This window comes from Actinocorallia aurantiaca (genome assembly GCF_039533685.1).
Lineage (GTDB): Bacteria > Actinomycetota > Actinomycetes > Streptosporangiales > Streptosporangiaceae > Actinocorallia > Actinocorallia aurantiaca.
This window is the reverse complement of the sequence record NZ_BAAATZ010000017.1, coordinates 70,749-86,838: the sequence shown is the minus strand read 5'-3', so window position 1 is coordinate 86,838 and position 16,090 is coordinate 70,749. Positions and strand designations below refer to the sequence as shown.

16 protein-coding genes are annotated in these 16,090 nt (G+C 70.4%); 8 read left to right on the top strand and 8 right to left on the bottom strand.

The window, feature by feature from the left end; all coding sequences use genetic code 11:
• Positions 1–74 precede the first annotated feature (74 nt).
• Entirely contained in the window at positions 75–695 is a 621-nt protein-coding gene (locus tag ABD327_RS21360; RefSeq protein ID WP_344452333.1) for a TetR/AcrR family transcriptional regulator, read from the bottom strand.
• 83 nt (positions 696–778) lie between these two features.
• Here ABD327_RS21360 and ABD327_RS21355 point away from each other — a divergent pair, with 83 nt between their 5' ends.
• On the top strand, positions 779–1,888 hold the full coding sequence (locus ABD327_RS21355; RefSeq protein WP_344452331.1) for a ferritin-like domain-containing protein: 1,110 nt from the start codon (positions 779–781) through the stop codon (positions 1,886–1,888).
• Between the two features lie 68 nt (positions 1,889–1,956).
• Positions 1,957–2,769, top strand: coding sequence for a universal stress protein (locus ABD327_RS21350; protein WP_344452330.1), 813 nt, complete (start codon positions 1,957–1,959; stop codon positions 2,767–2,769).
• A gap of 11 nt (positions 2,770–2,780) precedes the next feature.
• On the opposite strand, the gene ABD327_RS21345 is transcribed toward ABD327_RS21350, so the two are convergent.
• Both ABD327_RS21345 and ABD327_RS21340 read right to left on the bottom strand, forming a co-directional pair.
• On the bottom strand, positions 2,781–3,605 hold the full coding sequence (locus ABD327_RS21345) for a helix-turn-helix domain-containing protein (RefSeq protein WP_344452367.1): 825 nt from the start codon (positions 3,603–3,605) through the stop codon (positions 2,781–2,783).
• A gap of 265 nt (positions 3,606–3,870) precedes the next feature.
• Positions 3,871–4,395: an Lrp/AsnC family transcriptional regulator gene (locus ABD327_RS21340; protein ID WP_344452329.1), complete on the bottom strand. Its 525-nt coding sequence runs from the start codon at positions 4,393–4,395 to the stop codon at positions 3,871–3,873.
• A gap of 122 nt (positions 4,396–4,517) precedes the next feature.
• Between ABD327_RS21340 and hppD the strand changes: the two genes are divergently transcribed.
• The 3 genes from hppD to fahA are packed head-to-tail and all read left to right on the top strand — an operon-like array spanning position 4,518 to position 7,986.
• Entirely contained in the window at positions 4,518–5,684 is a 1,167-nt protein-coding gene (gene hppD, locus ABD327_RS21335; protein WP_344452328.1) for a 4-hydroxyphenylpyruvate dioxygenase, read from the top strand.
• A 3-nt stretch (positions 5,685–5,687) separates the two neighbouring features.
• The gene (locus ABD327_RS21330; RefSeq protein ID WP_344452327.1) at positions 5,688–6,857 is read left to right on the top strand and encodes a homogentisate 1,2-dioxygenase; all 1,170 of its coding nucleotides are present in this window, start codon (positions 5,688–5,690) and stop codon (positions 6,855–6,857) included.
• Entirely contained in the window at positions 6,844–7,986 is a 1,143-nt protein-coding gene (gene fahA, locus ABD327_RS21325) for a fumarylacetoacetase (RefSeq protein WP_344452326.1), read from the top strand. The genes ABD327_RS21330 and fahA overlap by 14 nt, the downstream gene beginning before the upstream one ends.
• Here the strand turns inward: fahA and ABD327_RS21320 are convergent.
• Genes ABD327_RS21320 through ABD327_RS21310 form a run of 3 tightly spaced genes read right to left on the bottom strand, consistent with a single transcriptional unit; the run spans position 7,958 to position 9,330 of the window.
• Positions 7,958–8,266: a YkvA family protein gene (locus tag ABD327_RS21320; protein WP_344452324.1), complete on the bottom strand. Its 309-nt coding sequence runs from the start codon at positions 8,264–8,266 to the stop codon at positions 7,958–7,960. The two genes, fahA and ABD327_RS21320, sit on opposite strands and share 29 nt — an antisense overlap.
• Positions 8,267–8,299: 33 nt before the next feature.
• Positions 8,300–8,755, bottom strand: a complete 456-nt coding sequence (locus ABD327_RS21315) for a PaaI family thioesterase (protein ID WP_344452323.1) — start codon at positions 8,753–8,755, stop codon at positions 8,300–8,302.
• A 38-nt stretch (positions 8,756–8,793) separates the two neighbouring features.
• Positions 8,794–9,330 carry a TetR/AcrR family transcriptional regulator gene (locus ABD327_RS21310; protein WP_344452322.1) on the bottom strand — a complete coding sequence of 179 codons (537 nt, stop codon included), beginning with the start codon at positions 9,328–9,330 and terminating at the stop codon, positions 8,794–8,796.
• Positions 9,331–9,421: 91 nt separating this feature from the next.
• Between ABD327_RS21310 and ABD327_RS21305 the strand changes: the two genes are divergently transcribed.
• Positions 9,422–9,868 carry a nuclear transport factor 2 family protein gene (locus ABD327_RS21305; RefSeq protein WP_344452321.1) on the top strand — a complete coding sequence of 149 codons (447 nt, stop codon included), beginning with the start codon at positions 9,422–9,424 and terminating at the stop codon, positions 9,866–9,868.
• Between the two features lie 37 nt (positions 9,869–9,905).
• Here the strand turns inward: ABD327_RS21305 and ABD327_RS21300 are convergent, their stop codons facing one another.
• Together ABD327_RS21300 and ABD327_RS21295 are read right to left on the bottom strand one after the other, a co-directional pair.
• Entirely contained in the window at positions 9,906–10,919 is a 1,014-nt protein-coding gene (locus ABD327_RS21300; RefSeq protein ID WP_344452320.1) for a fatty acid desaturase family protein, read from the bottom strand.
• A 111-nt stretch (positions 10,920–11,030) separates the two neighbouring features.
• Positions 11,031–11,618, bottom strand: a complete 588-nt coding sequence (locus ABD327_RS21295) for a MarR family winged helix-turn-helix transcriptional regulator (RefSeq protein WP_344452319.1) — start codon at positions 11,616–11,618, stop codon at positions 11,031–11,033.
• A gap of 125 nt (positions 11,619–11,743) precedes the next feature.
• On the opposite strand from ABD327_RS21295, the gene icmF reads away from it, so the two are divergent.
• Positions 11,744–14,956: a fused isobutyryl-CoA mutase/GTPase IcmF gene (gene icmF, locus ABD327_RS21290; protein WP_344452318.1), complete on the top strand. Its 3,213-nt coding sequence runs from the start codon at positions 11,744–11,746 to the stop codon at positions 14,954–14,956.
• 74 nt (positions 14,957–15,030) lie between these two features.
• Positions 15,031–16,089, top strand: a complete 1,059-nt coding sequence (locus ABD327_RS21285) for a WD40/YVTN/BNR-like repeat-containing protein (protein ID WP_344452317.1) — start codon at positions 15,031–15,033, stop codon at positions 16,087–16,089.
• Position 16,090: the final 1 nt, after the last annotated feature.

Below are 16,090 nucleotides of genomic sequence, written 5' to 3'. Positions count from 1 at the left end.
GGTCGTGGACCGCTCCAGCCGGGAGGGTGGAGGCTCTCGCCGGAGCACGTTCCCCGGCCCGTCCGCGCCGGTGCTCAGCGGGGGAGCGCGTCGATCGCGCTGATGAACAGCTCGAGCCCGAACTCGAAGTCCGACTCGGGGTCGTGCGCGGTCAGCTCCTTGGCCAGCGCCGTCACATGGGGGAACTCCACCGGATCGAGTTCGGCGAAGGCCGCCGCGGGGTCGGGCGGCAGGTAGTCCAGGATCTTCACCATGTCGGTCTCGCGCAGCTGGGCGCCCAGCGCGTAGGCGATGATCGCGCGCATGACCCTGACCGAGGTGGGCCCGTCGAAGCCCGCGGTGTCGGTGACGGCCAGCGCGCGCTCGATCGGCTTGATGCCGAACGGCAGCTCCACGCTGTGCGTGACGATGAGGTTCATGCAGGCCGGGTACTCGCGCGCGACCCGGCGGAAGGCCCTGATGAGGGTGCGCGCCTGGGTCTTCCAGCCGACGCCGGGGTCGTAGTCCAGCTCCAGGCCCGACATCACCCGGTAGGCGATGCCGTCCAGCAGCGCGGCCTTGTTGGGGACGTGGTTGTAGAGGGACATGGGGGCGACGTTCAGCTCCGCGGCGACCGCGCGCATGGACAGCGCGGTCTCGCCGTGCCGTTCGACCAGCGCGACGGCGGCATCGACGATCCGCTCTCGAGTAAGCAACCGTTGACACCTTTCGGACCCTGTGAAACTTTACGTACATCGTACGTTCTACGTACGTTGTACGTCACAGACGGGAGTACAGCGTGTCGACCCACGAGCTTTACACCACCCCCGTGTCGCGGGAGACCTGGAATGTACCGCTGGCCGGTGACACCAGGTTCACCTGGGAATACGACGAGGGTCGCGACAAGCTTCTCAATCTGTACCAGAAGGGCAAGGACAAGCAGTGGGACGCCGTCAAGCGCATCGACTGGAGCCTTGACGTCGACCCGGACAACCCCCTCGGCCTGCCCGACCAGGCCAACGCCCTCTATGGCACTCCCTATTGGGAGAAGATGAGTGAAAAGGAGCGGGGGCGGCTGCGTCTGCACCTCACCTCCTGGCAGTTCTCCCAGTTCCTGCACGGCGAGCAGGGCGCGATGATCACCGGCGCGCGGATCGTGGAGACCGTCCCCGACCTCGACGCGAAGTTCTACTCCGCGACCCAGACGATGGACGAGGCCCGGCACGTCGAGCTGTTCGGCAAGTTCCTCCACGAGAAGCTCGAGCTGGTCTACCCGATCAACGACAACCTCCGGGCGCTGCTCGACGACACCCTCACCGACAGCCGCTGGGACATGCCCTACCTGGGCATGCAGGTCCTCATCGAGGGACTGGCGCTGGCCGCCTTCGGCCTGGTCCGGGACATGACCACGGTCGAGTTGCCCAAGCAGATGCTCACCTACGTGATGCAGGACGAGGCCCGCCACGTGGCCTTCGGCCGGCTGGCGCTGCGTGACCACTACCGCCAGCTCACCGACACCGAGCGCAGGGAGCGCGAGGAGTTCGTGATCGAGGGCTGCTACCTCATGCGCGACCGGTTCCAGGCGCTGGAGGTCTGGGAGAACTTCGGGATCCCCAAGGCCGAGGCGAGCCGCCTGGCGCTCGAGTCGGAGTACATGCGCATCTTCCAGAGCCTGCTGTTCAGCCGGATCGTCCCGTGCGTGAAGGACATCGGGCTGTGGAGCGAGCGCGTTCAGAGCGCCTACGCCGACATGGGCGTCCTGGACATGTCCAAGGCCGATCTGGAGGCCCTCATGACCCAGGACGAGGAGCTCGCCGACAAGCTCGACGCCGAGCGGTTCGCGGCCGAGGAGGCCGGGCGCCGCGAGGAGGTCGACACGGTCATCGCCGAGGCCGCCGCCTCCGGCTGAACCGGCCCCTCCTCCCGATCGTCTCCGGTCTCCCCGCTGGGTAGGAGAGCGGGGAGACGGAGGCGCTGATGGAGGAGATCCTGGTCGGCGTGGACGGGTCGGAACCCGGAAACGCCGCACTGGAGTGGGCGGCGGTGCAGGCCGGGCGGCGCGCGGCGCGGCTGAGGCTGCTGCACGTGGCCGATCCGGCCGCCGGGCGCGGGATGCTGGAGGTCGCGGCGGCGCGGGCCTACAGGGCCGCTGAACCGGCCGACCTCGTCGTCGAGGCCCTTCCGGGGCACCCCGGCCAGGTACTGCTGGAGCGGGTCTCAGGGGCGGGCCTGGTGGTGCTGGGCACCCACGGGCACGGCGCGGTGGCCAGCCTGGTGGCGGGCTCCGTCGCGCTCGCCGTGGCGGGCTGCTGTCCCGTCCCCGTGGTGCTGGTCAAGACGGACGCCTCGTCCCTGCACGACGCGCCGGTCGTGGTGGGGGTGAGCACCGAGCCGTCCGGCGCGGTACTGGAGGCCGGATACCGGGAGGCCCGGCTGCGCGGCACGGCCCCCCGCCTCGTCCACGCCTGGTTCCAGCCCCCGGTGGAGGGCTTCGGCGCGCCCGCCTGGATCCCTCCGCTGGACACCGCCCCCCTCCTCCAGGGGGTGCGCGAGCAACTGGCCCGCGAACTGGAGCCCTGGCTGGCCCGCTGGCCGGGCACCGCCCCGGTCGTCGTCCAGGGCTTCGCCCGCGACGTCCTGCTGGAGGCCTCGGCCGAGGCGGGGCTGCTGGTCCTGGGAAGGCACGAGCGGCCGGGCTGGAAGCTGCGCGCGCTGGGCGCGACCACCCGCGACCTCATCAGGGACGCCCGCTGCCCGGTCATGGTGGTCGGGGAGCCGGCCCCCGCTTGAAGGGGCCGGGCTCAGCCGGAGCGGCCCAGCACCCGGGAGAGCATCTCGCGGGAGTCGCCCGGCTGGGCGGCCTCCAGGGCGAGCCGGTTCATCACCTGGAGGTAGCGGTCGATGTCGGCCGGCTTGTCCAGGTAGAGGGCGCTGGTGAGCTGCTCGAGGTAGACGATGTCGGGCAGCGTCGCCTCGGGGAAGCGCAGGAGGCTGAAGGCGCCGGAGACGGCCGCGTGCCCGCCCGCGTTGAAAGGGAGCACCTGGATGGTGACGTTGCGGCGCCCGCTGAGGTCGATGAGGTGCTCGACCTGCGCCCGCATGACGGACTTGCCGCCGATGGGGCGGCGCAGCGCGTTCTCGTCCACGACGGCCCACACGCGCAGGTCGCCGGAGAGGAGCCGGCGCTGCCGGCGCATCCGCAGCTGGACGCGCCGCTCGAGCTCCTCGTCGGAGATCTCGGGGAAGCCCAGCGGGATGAGCGCCCGCGCGTAGTCCTCGGTCTGCAGCAGTCCGGGGATGAACTGCAGCTCGTAGGTGCGGATGATGGAGGCCGCGCCCTCGAGGCCCATGTAGACCTCGAACCAGCCGGGCAGCAGGTCGTTGTAGTTGTACCACCAGCCCGGTTCGTTGGCCTTGCTCACCAGGTCCAGGATCGGCGCGCGCTCGTCCTCGTCGGTCACCCCGTAGAGGGTGAGGAGGTCGGCGACGTCGCGCTCCTTGAACCCGACCCTGCCGAGCTCCATTCGGGAGATCTTGGAGTGGGACGCGCGGATGGTGTAGCCGGCCTTCTCCGCGGAGATGCCCTGCTCCTCGCGCAGTCTCCGCAGCTGGGCGCCGAGCATCATGCGCAGCACGGTGGGCCCGCCGTCGAGCGGAGAGGGATGGCCCTCCGGATGGTCCGGAAGACTCGCTGAAGCGTTCACACGAGACCTGCCTGATCGGGGGAATGCGCTTGCTTTCCTACATGATCGATTACTCGCGGGGCAACCTTACCCGGCAGATGTAAATGGAGCGTGACATTGAAGACTACCGAGACGTTACGCAACACGCCAGAGTCCCAGCTCAGACTCTACCTTGCTGGTATTTCATACTTGGAAACTATGGAATATGTCACGTCCCGGCCTCGCGGCGGTAGGACGGGATGCGGGACGGCTGGGGGCGCTCCTCCGACTCCAGCAGGGGCAGGACGCGGGGGGCGACGACCTCCGACAGCGCGATGAAGCTGGTGGTCCGCACCACGGAGGGAATGCGGTTGAGGTCCAGCAGCGCCTCCTGCAGCCCCTCGTGGGATGGCGCCGCCAGCCGGCAGTGCAGGTCGTCCTGGCCGGTGGTGGCGTGGGCCTCCAGGACGGCGGGCAGGGCGTGCAGGCGGTCGGCGACCTCCGCCAGCGCGCCCTGGGAGATCTGCAGGGTCACGAACGCCAGGACCGGATAGCCGGCCTTCGGGAGATCGACCTGCGGGGCGTGGCCGCGGATGACGCCCGCCTCCTCCAGCCGCTCCAGCCGGGCCTGGACGGTCACCCGCGAGGTGCCGGTGATCCGGGACAGCTCCAGGAACCCGGCGCGGGGATGGTCGTTCAGCGCGCGCAGGAGCCGGATGTCGAGCTGGTCGAGAGTGGTTGGCTGATCTGACATTTGATGACCACCTGAACCGTATTTTGCTTTCCACTCTGCCTAGCAGATGTCAGACAGCTTGTCATCGGGGGTAGAGAAGGGTCAAGGTGGGCCGCATCCGGTAGGGAGAGGAGGCGCACCCCATGACCCAGCTGAGCCGCCAGACGGCCGAGGACGCGCTCATCGGAGCCGTTCCCCACGACTTCTCCGCCGACCCCTTTCCGGTCAGGGGTCTGGACCACGTGCGGTTCCTCGTCGGCAACGCCCGGCAGACCGCCCACTACTACTCCACGGCCTTCGGCATGAGCTGCGTCGCCTACCGGGGCCCCGAGACGGGCTGCCGCGACTTCGCCGAATACGTCCTGGCGTCGGGCACGGCCCGGTTCCGCATCACCGGAGAGGTCCACGCCGGAACGGAGGTCGGCGTCTCGGTCGCGGCGCACGGGGACGGCATCAGCGACCTGGCGCTGGAGGTCTCCGACGTGGACGCGGCCGTCGAGCACGCCCGCGGGCAGGGGGCGCGGATCCTGGAGGAGCCCTACGAGCTCTCCGACGACCACGGAGTCGTCCGCCTGGCCTCCCTGGCGGCCTACGGAGAGACCCGCCACACCCTGGTCGACCGGTCCCGCTACGAAGGCCCCTTCCTTCCGGGCTTCGTGGTGTCGGGCCCCCTGTTCCAGGGATTGGCCGACCACACCGGGCACTACTTCCAGGCGATCGACCACTGCGTCGGCAACGTCGAGCTCGGCAAGATGGACGAGTGGGTGGACTTCTACCGCCGCGTCATGGGCTTCACCAACATGAAGGAGTTCGTCGGCGACGACATCGCCACCGAGTACTCGGCGCTGATGTCCAAGGTGGTGGCCAGCGGCGACCACCGGGTGAAGTTCCCCCTCAACGAGCCCGCCCTGAGCAGGCGCAAGTCCCAGATCGAGGAGTACCTGGAATTCTACGGCGGGCCCGGCGTCCAGCACGTCGCCCTGGCGACCTCCGACATCGTGACGGCCGTCCGGGAGATGCGGGCGATGGGCGTGCGGTTCCTGGAGACCCCCGACTCCTACTACGACACCCTGGGCGACTGGGCCGGCGACACCCGGGTGCCCGTCGCCACGCTGAGGGAGCTGCGGATCCTGGCGGACCGGGACGAGGACGGCTACCTCCTGCAGATCTTCACCAAACCGGTACAGGACCGGCCGACCGTCTTCTTCGAGCTCATCGAGCGGCATGGCTCGCTCGGTTTCGGGAAGGGCAACTTCAAGGCGCTCTTCGAGGCGATCGAGCGGGAGCAGGCGAAGCGGGGGAACCTGTAACCCATGGCGTACTACCGGCGGATCGGGAATGTCCCGGACAAACGGCACACCCAACACCGAGGGCCGGACGGGACGCTGTACCGCGAGGAACTCATGGGCGAGGAGGGGTTCGGCTTCGACTCCTCCCTGCTCTACCACCGCGGCAACCCTTCGGCGCTGGCGGACGCGCGCCCCTGGGAGCCGCCCGCGGAGGGCTACCGCCGCAACCATCCGCTGCTGCCCCGGCACCTGCGTCCCCACGCGCTCTTCACGGAAGGCCGAGAAGGCGTGGACGCGGTCACCGGGCGGCGCGTCCTGCTCGGCAACTCCGACGTGCGGATCTCCTACGTCGTGGCGGACGCCCCTTCACCGCTCTACAAGGACGCCGTCGGCGACCAGTGCGTGTACGTGGAGGAGGGGGAGGCGGTCGTCGAGACGGTGTTCGGCGCGCTGGACGTCCGTTCGGGCGACTACGTCATCCTTCCCAGAGGGACGGTCCACCGCTGGCTCCCGTCCGGGCGGGTCCGGCTTTACTGCATCGAAGGGGTCGGCCACATCGGCCCGCCGGGCCGCTACCTGTCGCGGCAGGGCCAGTTCCTCGAACACGCCCCCTACTGCGAACGCGACCTCCGCGCCCCGGCCGAACCGCTGCTGCGGGAGGGCGAAGACGTGGAGGTCCACCTCAGGCACCGGGGCGGCGGGACGGTCCACGTCCACTCCACGCACCCGTTCGACGTGGTCGGCTGGGACGGCTGCCTGTACCCCTACGCCTTCAGCGTCCACGACTTCGAACCCATCACGGGCCGCGTCCACCAGCCGCCTCCCGTCCACCAGGTGTTCGCGGGCCGCAACTTCGTGGTCTGCAACTTCGTGCCGCGCAAGGTGGACTACCACCCGCTGGCGGTCCCGGTCCCTTATTCGCATTCCAACGTCGACAGCGACGAGGTCATGTTCTACTGCGGAGGTGACTACGAGGCCCGCCGGGGCTCGGGCATCGGGCGGGGGTCGGTCTCGCTGCACCCCGGAGGGCACACCCACGGCCCGCACCCGGGGGTGCCCGAACGCAGTCTCGGCCTGGAGTCCGTCGAGGAGCTGGCGGTGATGGTCGACACCTTCGCCCCGCTGGAGCTCGGCGAGGCCGCATCGGTCTGCGAGGACCCCGACTACGCGTGGAGCTGGGATGTTCGACGCTGAGATCCTTCCCTACGGTGTGTTCACCACCCTCGACCGGCCGGGGGTGCGCCGGGTCGGCGTCGCGGTGGAGGACAGGATCCTCGACCTGTCGCAGGCGCGCGTGCCGCACCCCGCGCTGTTCGCCTACGGCACGCTCGACCCGTTCCTGGTCGCGGGCCCCGAGGTCTGGGACGAGGTCCGCGGGGCGCTGCTCGGCGGCCTGAGCGGGCCGTACGTGCCGATGTCCGAGGCGACGCTGCACCTGCCGTTCTCCGTCGCCGACTACGTGGACTTCTACGCCTCCGAGCACCACGCCACCAACGTGGGCAGGATCTTCCGGCCGGGAAGGCACCCGCTGACCCCGAACTGGATGCACCTGCCCATCGCCTACCACGGGCGCGCCGGCACGGTCGTCGTCTCCGGGACGGAGATCCACCGCCCGTCGGGGCAGTTCCGGCCGGAGGGCTCGGCCGCGCCGTTCTTCGGCCCGACCCGGAGGCTGGACTTCGAGGCCGAGCTGGGGTTCGTCGTCGGCGCTCCCAGCGCGATGGGCTCCCCGGTGCCCGTCTCGGACTTCGCCGAGCACGTCTTCGGGGTGTGCGTGGTCAACGACTGGTCGGCCCGCGACCTGCAGGCCTGGGAGTACGTGCCGCTCGGGCCGTTCCTCGGCAAGTCCTTCGCGACCTCGGTCAGCCCGTGGGTCGTGCCGCTCGCGGCGCTGGACGGCTTCCGCGTCCCCTCCCGGTCCGGAGAGACCCCGCTGCTGCCCTACCTGCGCGAGACCGAGGACCGGGGGCTGGACCTGACGCTGGAGGTCAGGCTCAACGGCCACGTGCTGTCCCGGCCGCCGTACTCCTCCACGCACTGGAGTCCCGCCCAGATGCTCGCCCACCTGACGGCGAACGGCGCCTCCCTGCGTCCCGGGGACCTCTTCGCCTCCGGGACGGTCAGCGGCCCGGATCCGGAGGACGCGGGCTCGCTCATCGAGCTGACGGCCGGGGGGGAGCAGGGCCTGATCCTGCCCGACGGCTCGGCCCGCACCTGGCTGGAGGACGGCGACGAGGTGGAGATCGCCGCGGTCCTGCCGGACGGCCGGTTCCTGGGCTCGGTGGCCGGGCGGATCAGCCGATCCGCTCCCGTGGCGGTGTGACCGCGCTCCGCCGCCGCCTGGCCATCTGCTCCAGCGCCGCGACGCACGCCAGGACGATGCCGATGTCGTCGATCAGGATGGGGTCGGGCAGGAGGTCGACGGGGCTGAGCGCGTAGATCCAGGCGCCGTAGTAGGCGGCCTTGGCGGTGCCGGGGGCGTCCTGGGAGCGTACGAACCCCCGCAGCCCGCGCAGCCGTCCCAGGACCCGGACGACGATGTACAGGGTGACCAGTACGACGACGACGCCAGCCGCGATGAGCCAGGGCAGGTTTCCGTCCAAGATGGCCTCCTTCGGGGTAGCCCCACAGAGGATTTACCCAGATTTGGGGATGATCACCCGGTAGGTGTGCCAACCCTCGGCGATCAGCTCGCCCTCGGGGTCGCGGACCTCGGCCTGGCAGAACACCGTGGACTTGCCGCGCTTGGTGATCCAACCCTCGGCGACGAGGTCGCATTCCCGGGCCGCGCCCAGGTAGCGCAACTGCATGTCGATGGTGAGCATGATCGGCACCCGGGGGTAGGCGCTGCCGACGGCCGGGACCACCACGGTGTCGATGAGGGTGGCGATCGCCCCGCCGTGCACGACCCCGGCGGGCTGGTTCAGCTCCGGCCGGTAGGGCAGGCGCATGCGCGCGTAGTCGGTCCTGACCTCTTCGATCAGCAGTCCCACGAGCCCGGCGAAGTACTTCGCGTTCCGCTCGCCGTTGAAGAAGTCCTTCCAACGTTCTTCCGCGTCCCCCGGAAGGGGCTCATGCAGCTGCGCGCGCACCGTTCACCTTCTACACCACTAGCGACAAATCAGACAGGTCATCCTCGCATGTCGGGGAGGGCCAGCCGCAGGGCGGCCCCCGCGGCGTTCGGTCGGCCCAGCATCGCGGTCACCGTGGCGCCGTCGACCAGGATGAGCAGCTGGTCGGCCCGCAGATCGGGGTCCGACGCCCCCTCCCGCACCGCCAGCTCCCTCAGGTAGGCGCGCAGCCGGTCCTTGTGGCGGCGGACGGGCCGGACGACCTGGTCGCCGAGCTCGCCGAAGGCGTTGAGGAACGCGCAGCCCCGGAAGTCCTCGGAACCGAACCACTGCACCAGCCAGGTGAAGACCTCCAGGACTCCGCCGTCGCCGACGAACGTGCGCAGCGAGGAGAGCCAGCGTTCGTCGCGCCGGTCGAGATAAGCGGTGACCAGTACCTCCTTGGACGGGAAGCTCTGGTAGAGCCGTTTGAGCGACACCCCGGCGGCCGTGCGCAGCTCGTCCATGCCCACGGCCTGGACGCCGCGGGCGTAGAAGAGGCGCTCGGCGGCGTCGAGGATGCGCGTCTCGTGGGCGCTGTTGTCGCTGCGGTCCATCCGGCCTGCCCTTGCGCTAGAGAACGTACGTTCTCTAGCCTACTGGAGAACGTACGTTCTCCAGTAGCGGACCATCGAAGGGAAGACCGATATGAAGCCCCCGTTCACCGAAGAGTCGGCCAGGGCCAAGGTGCAGGCCGCCGAGGACGCCTGGAACACCCGGGACCCCGAGCGGGTCTCGCTCGCCTACACCGAGGACACCGTCTGGCGGAACCGCTCGGAGTTCGTCACGGGCAGGGCCGGGGTGGTCGGCTTCCTCACCCGAAAGTGGGAGAGGGAGCTGGACTACGCGCTGCGCAAGGAGCTCTGGGCTTACGGCGACACCAGGATCGCCGTACGGTTCCAGTACGAGTGGCGCGACGCCGAGGGACGCTGGTGGCGCAGCTACGGCAACGAGCAGTGGGAGTTCGACGACTCCGGACTGATGCGGCGCAGGGAGGCCAGCATCAACGACGTGTCCATTCGCGAGGGGGAGCGCCGCGTCTTCGGGCCGCGCCCCGACACGGAACGCGGCGTGGACGTGCTCCCGGTCGCCTGAACCCAGGCGACCGGGTCGTTCAAACCCCGAGGGGTGTTCAGGCCACGGAGTCGAGGTAGCGCAGGACCTGGCCGTAGGAGGCGACCAGGCTCGTCTCGGTGTAGGGCAGGCCCAGTTCGGCGCAGTGGGCGCGGACCAGGGGCTGCACCTCGCGCAGGGCGGGGCGGGGAAGGCCGGGGAAGAGGTGGTGCTCGATCTGGTAGTTGAGTCCGCCGAGGAGCCAGTCGGTGACCCGCCCGCCCTTGATGTTGCGGGAGGTGAGCACCTGGCGGCGCAGGTGGTCCCAGTCGTCGTCCGGGCCCGGCATCGGCATGCCCTTGTGGTTGGGCGCGAAGGCGCAGCCCAGGTGGAACCCGAAGAGGCCCTGGTGGACGGCGATGAAGACCACCGCGACGGCCGGGGGCATCAGCAGGAAGGCCAGGGCCAGGTAGCCGATGGTGTGCGCGGCCAGCAGGAAGCCCTCGACACGGCGGTCGCGCGGGCTGCGGTTCTTCAGGTCCATGACGCTGGAGACCTTCAGGCTCAGGCCCTCCAGCAGCAGCATGAGGAAGAAGAGCCGGGCCTGGTGGCGGTGCAGCCAGGCCAGTGGCCCGCTGTACTCCGCGGCCTGCTCGGGCGTCCACACCAGGGCGCCGGCCCCGACGTCGGGGTCCTTCTCGGTGTGGTTCGGGTGAGCGTGGTGCAGGTTGTGCTTGGCGTTCCACCACCCGTGGCTCATGCCCAGCATGAGGTCGCCCAGCAGCAGGCCCAGCCTGCGGTTGGTCGTGGCGGACGCGGCGATCTGCTTGTGACCGGCGTCGTGCCCGAGGAAGCCCGTCCTGGCGGAGAGGAGCGCGGCGGGGACGGCGAGGAGGACCGACCACCAGGAGCCGGTCAGGGCCACCCCCGCCCAGACCGCGACCGTGCCCAGGATGTTCAGGCCGATGGAGGCGGTGTAGTGGCCGGTGCGGCGGCGCATCAACCCGCTCTCGCGGACCCGTCGGGCCAGCGGGGTGAAGTCGCTGCCCTTGGCGGCCGCGGGGCGTACCGGGGGAAGCTCGGTCGTCGTCATGATCCTCCTCGGGGAACCGGAGCCTCCGACGGTACGGACTGGAAGATCGCGAGCGGACCGGTCGCGAGAGCCAACCTCGGACTGGCTCTCAAGAGGGTCGACGTCTCACTCTCAAGGACTAGATCCCTCAGGGCGCCGGGCTTCCGGCGAGGGGACGGACGCCGGCGTGTCCCCATCGTCGACGGCATCGGCGCCCTCGGCGCCCTCGGCGCCCTCGACGTCGTCGACCGAGGCGCGCAGCACGTGCAGGACGCGGGTGACGGCCCGCGCGTCCTCCCGGCTGAGCCCGGGCAGGGTGAAGCGGGCCCGGTGCATGGTCTCGGTGGCCTCCTCCACCAGCGCCCGGCCCTCGGGGGTGAGGGAGGCCAGGACGACCCGGCGGTCGTGCGGGCTGGGGGAGCGGGAGACCAGGCCGCGCGCCTCCAGCCGGCCGATCACGTTGGTGACGCTGGCGGGGTGGACCAGCAGGCGCTGCCCCATCTTGCCCATGGGCAGCGAGCCGGTGCGGCTGAAGGCCAGCAGGCGCAGCGCCTCGTAGGCGGCGAAGGTCAGCCCGTGCGGTTTGAGGATGCTCTCGATACGGCTGAGGAGCAGCTGCTGGGCGCGCATGACCGAGGTGACCGCGGCCATGTGGTCGGCCTGGTCGGGCCAGTGGTCGCTCCACCGGCGATGAGCCTCGGCGAGGGGATCGAAGGACACGGCTCCACCGTAGGGGAAGGGGCCGCTTGACGGCCCGGCTGTCTCCGAATTACTTTAGCTTCAAAATATTGGTCTTCAAAGTATGTGAGGTCATCCGTCCAGGCGGGGGACCCGGAGGGTCGGCGATGGATCTGCACAGGCCGGAGAACCCGGTGCGGTTCGTGACGGCGGCGGCGCTGTTCGACGGGCACGACGCGTCGATCAACATCATGCGGCGCATCCTGCAGGCGCAGGGCGCCGAGGTGGTGCACCTCGGACACGACCGCTCGGTGCGGGAGGTCGTCGCGGCCGTCGTGGAGGAGGACGCCCAGGGCGTGGCCGTCAGCTCCTACCAGGGCGGGCACGTCGAGTACTTCGAGTACCTCGGGCAGGCGCTGAGGGAGGCCGGGGCCGGACAGGCCAGGGTCTTCGGCGGCGGCGGGGGAGTGATCGTCCCGGCGGAGATCGAGCGGCTGGCCGCGGCCGGGGTGCGCATCTTCTCCCCCGAGGACGGGCAGCGCCTCGGCCTGCCCGGCATGATCAACGAGCTGGTCGGGGAGTGCGACGTCGACCTGTCCGGGACGCCCGCGCCGGCCGAGGCGGTCCTGGCGGGCGACAGGGCCGCGCTGGCCCGCACCATCACCTGCCTCCAGCAGGGCCGGCCGCTGGACCCGGCGCTGGCGGGGGCCGCCCGCCAGGTGCCCGTCCTGGGCATCACCGGCACCGGAGGCTCCGGCAAGTCCTCGCTGACCGACGAGTTCCTGCGCCGCCTGCGCGTCGACCAGCAGGACAAACTGCGGGTGGCGGTGCTGGCCGTGGACCCGACGCGGCGGAGGGGCGGCGGGGCCCTGCTGGGCGACCGGATCCGGATGAACTCCCTCGACGGCGACCGGGTCTTCTTCCGCTCGCTGGCCACCCGGGGCGGGCGCGAACTGCCCGAGCACATCGAGGCGATCATCACCGCCTGCAAGGCCACCCACGACCTGGTGGTCCTGGAGACCCCGGGCATCGGCCAGGGCGACGCCGCGATCGTCCCGTTCGTCGACGTCTCGCTGTACGTGATGACGCCGGAGTTCGGCGCGGCCTCCCAGCTCGAGAAGATCGACATGCTGGACTTCGCCGACGTGGTGGCGGTCAACAAGTTCGAGCGGCGCGGCGCCGCCGACGCGCTGCGCGACGTCTCCCGCCAGATGATCCGCAACCGGGAGGCGTTCGGCTCCCGTCCCGAGGACATGCCGGTCTTCGGCACCAGCGCCGCGACCTTCGACGACGACGGCGTGACCGCCCTCTACCAGCACCTCCTGGGGCTGCTGGCGGAGAAGGGCCTGCCCGTGGAGCAGGGCGTGCTGCCCCGCGTGGAGGTCAAGGCGAGCACCCGCACCGCGCAGATCATCCCGCCCTCCCGGGTGCGCTACCTGTCGGAGATCTCCGAGACGGTCCGCGGCTACCACGCCGAGACGGAGCGGCAGGCCGAGGCCGTCCGCAAGGTCCAGCACCTGGGCACCGCGCGGGCCGCGCTGGAGGCGGCCCCCGGCTCCGGCGACGCGGCCCGGCAGGTGGAGGCGCTGGCCGCCGAGGCGGGGCGGGACGTCTCGCCCGAGGCCGCGGGCCTGCTGGCGGGATGGCCCGAACGCGTGGCCTCCTACACCGGCGACGAGCACGTCTTCAAGGTGCGCGACCGGGAAGTGCGGGTGACGCTGACCCGCGAGTCCCTGTCGGGCAACAAGATCCCTCGGGTGGCCCTGCCCCGCTTCTCCGACCACGGCGACCTGCTGCGTTTCCTTCGCTCGGAGAACCTGCCGGGATTCTTCCCCTTCACCGCGGGGGTGTTCCCCTTCAAGCGCGACGGCGAGGACCCGGCCCGGATGTTCGCCGGGGAGGGCGACCCGTTCCGTACCAACCGGCGCTTCAAGCTGCTGTCGGCCGACGCGCCCGCCACCCGGCTGTCCACCGCCTTCGACTCCGTCACCCTCTACGGCCGCGACCCCGACGAGCGGCCGGACGTCTACGGCAAGGTCGGCACCTCCGGCGTCTCGGTGGCCACTCTGGAGGACATGGAGGCCCTCTACGACGGGTTCGACCTGGCCTCGCCGACCACGTCGGTGTCGATGACGATCAACGGCCCGGCGCCGACGATCCTGGCGTTCTTCCTCAACACCGCGATCGACCAGGGCCTGGAGAGGTTCCGCGCCGAGGAAGGACGGGAGCCGTCGCGGGAGGAGGCGGCCCGGATCCGTGCGGGCGTGCTCCAGACGGTACGCGGCACGGTGCAGGCCGACATCCTCAAGGAGGACCAGGGCCAGAACACCTGCATCTTCTCCACGGAGTTCTCCCTGCGCATGATGGGCGACATCCAGGAGTGGTTCATCGCCAACGAGGTCCGCAACTTCTACTCGGTGTCGATCTCCGGCTACCACATCGCCGAGGCAGGGGCGAACCCCCTCAGCCAGCTGGCCTTCACGCTGGCCAACGGGTTCACCTACGTCGAGGCCTACCTCGCGCGGGGGATGGACGTCGACGACTTCGCGCCGAACCTGTCGTTCTTCTTCTCCAACGGCATGGACCCCGAGTACAGCGTGCTGGGCCGCGTCGCCCGCCGGATCTGGGCGGTGGCCATGCGCGAGCGCTACGGCGCCGACGAGCGATCCCAGAAGCTGAAGTACCACGTCCAGACCTCGGGCCGGAGCCTGCACGCCCAGGAGATGGACTTCAACGACATCCGCACCACCCTGCAGGCGCTCATCGCGATCTACGACAACTGCAACAGCCTGCACACCAACGCCTACGACGAGGCCGTCACCACCCCGACCGCCGAGTCCGTGCGCCGCGCCCTGGCCATCCAGATGATCATCAACCGGGAGTGGGGCCTGGCGATGAACGAGAACCCCCTGCAGGGGTCGTTCGTCATCGACGAGCTCACCGACCTCGTGGAAGAGGCCGTCCTGGCCGAGTTCGACCGCATCAGCGAACGCGGCGGGGTCCTGGGCGCGATGGAGACCGGTTACCAGCGCGGCCGCATCCAGGACGAGTCGATGCTGTACGAGCAGCGCAAGCACGACGGCACCCTGCCCATCATCGGCGTCAACACGTTCCGCTCCCTGGATGCCCAGGCCTCGCCGCCCGTGATCGAGCTGGCACGTGCCACCGAGGAGGAGAAGCGCTCCCAGCTCACCCGCGTCCGGGACTTCCAGACCGGGAACCGGGCGGAGGCCGAGGCGGCGCTGGAGCGGTTGAAGCGGGTCGTCCGGGAGGGAGGCAACGCCTTCGCCGAACTCATGGACACCGCCCGCGTCTGCTCCCTCCAGCAGATCACCGAGGCGTTCTTCGAAGTGGGCGGCCAGTACCGACGCAACGTCTGATCGCGGAAAGTGACGGAAAGGAAGCGCTCGGCTGATTAGGCTCGGACGGAAAGGAACCCGTCCGGGAGGTCGCGATGTCCGTCCTGCTCGCCATCGGAACCGTCAAGGGCCTCTTCCTGGCCCGCAGTGAGGACCGGCGCACCTGGGAGGTGGAGGAGCCGAGGTTCCCGATGTCGGAGGTCTACAGCCTCTGCTTCGACGGGACCCGGCTCCTGGCCGGGCTGAGCGACCCGGTCTACGGGCCCGTCGTGGCGGCGGGCGAGGACTTCGGCGCCGCCTGGAGCGAGCTCGGCCGCCCCGTCTTCCCCGAGGAGACGGGCACCTCGCTGGAGCGGGTGTGGCAGTTGGCGGTCGGGCCTTCGGGGCGGCTCTACGCCGGGACCCAGCCGTCGGCCCTGTTCACCTCCGACGACGGCGGCGGGACGTTCGAACTCGTCGAGCCGCTGTGGGACCACCCGCACCGGCCGTTCTGGGAGGCCGGCTTCGGCGGGCAGGCGATCCACACGATCCTGCCGCACCCGGACGACCCGTCCGAGGTGCTGGTCGCCATGTCCACGGGCGGCGTCTACCGCACCCGCGACGGGGGCGGCTCCTGGACGGCGTCCAACACCGGAGTCCAGGCCTCGTTCCTGCCCGATCCCTCTCCGGAGTTCGGGCAGTGCGTGCACAAGGTCGCACGGGACTGCGGGGACCCGAGGCGGCTCTACCTGCAGAACCACGGAGGCGTCTACCGCTCCGACGACGACGGCTCCACCTGGGAGTCCATCGCCGACGGCCTGCCCGGCGACTTCGGCTTCGCGATGGTCGCCCACCCCCACCGCCCGGGAACGATCTACACCTTCCCCATCAACGGCGACGAACGAGGACGCTACCCCTGCGACCACCGCTGCCGGGTCTTCCGCTCACGCGACGCCGGGTCCTCCTGGGAGGCGCTCACCGAGGGCCTGCCCCGGGAGCCCTTCTACCCCACGATCCTGCGCGACGCCATGTGCGCGGACGACGCCGCCCCCGTCGGGATCTACTTCGGCAGCCGCTCCGGCGAGGTCTTCGCCTCCGCCGACGAGGGCGACACCTGGACGACCGTCGCGGCCCACCTGCCCGACGTCTGCTGCGTACGCGCGACGACCGTGTGAG

Coding starts and splice junctions, on each gene's coding strand:
- ABD327_RS21350 (WP_344452330.1), top strand. CDS start 1,957: ATGGAGGAGATCCTGGTCGGCGTGGACGGGTCGGAACCCGGAAACGCC.
- ABD327_RS21345 (WP_344452367.1), bottom strand. CDS start 3,605: ATGATGCTCGGCGCCCAGCTGCGGAGACTGCGCGAGGAGCAGGGCATC.
- ABD327_RS21340 (WP_344452329.1), bottom strand. CDS start 4,395: ATGTCAGATCAGCCAACCACTCTCGACCAGCTCGACATCCGGCTCCTG.
- hppD (WP_344452328.1), top strand. CDS start 4,518: ATGACCCAGCTGAGCCGCCAGACGGCCGAGGACGCGCTCATCGGAGCC.
- ABD327_RS21330 (WP_344452327.1), top strand. CDS start 5,688: ATGGCGTACTACCGGCGGATCGGGAATGTCCCGGACAAACGGCACACC.
- fahA (WP_344452326.1), top strand. CDS start 6,844: ATGTTCGACGCTGAGATCCTTCCCTACGGTGTGTTCACCACCCTCGAC.
- ABD327_RS21310 (WP_344452322.1), bottom strand. CDS start 9,330: ATGGACCGCAGCGACAACAGCGCCCACGAGACGCGCATCCTCGACGCC.
- ABD327_RS21305 (WP_344452321.1), top strand. CDS start 9,422: ATGAAGCCCCCGTTCACCGAAGAGTCGGCCAGGGCCAAGGTGCAGGCC.
- ABD327_RS21300 (WP_344452320.1), bottom strand. CDS start 10,919: ATGACGACGACCGAGCTTCCCCCGGTACGCCCCGCGGCCGCCAAGGGC.
- icmF (WP_344452318.1), top strand. CDS start 11,744: ATGGATCTGCACAGGCCGGAGAACCCGGTGCGGTTCGTGACGGCGGCG.
- ABD327_RS21285 (WP_344452317.1), top strand. CDS start 15,031: ATGTCCGTCCTGCTCGCCATCGGAACCGTCAAGGGCCTCTTCCTGGCC.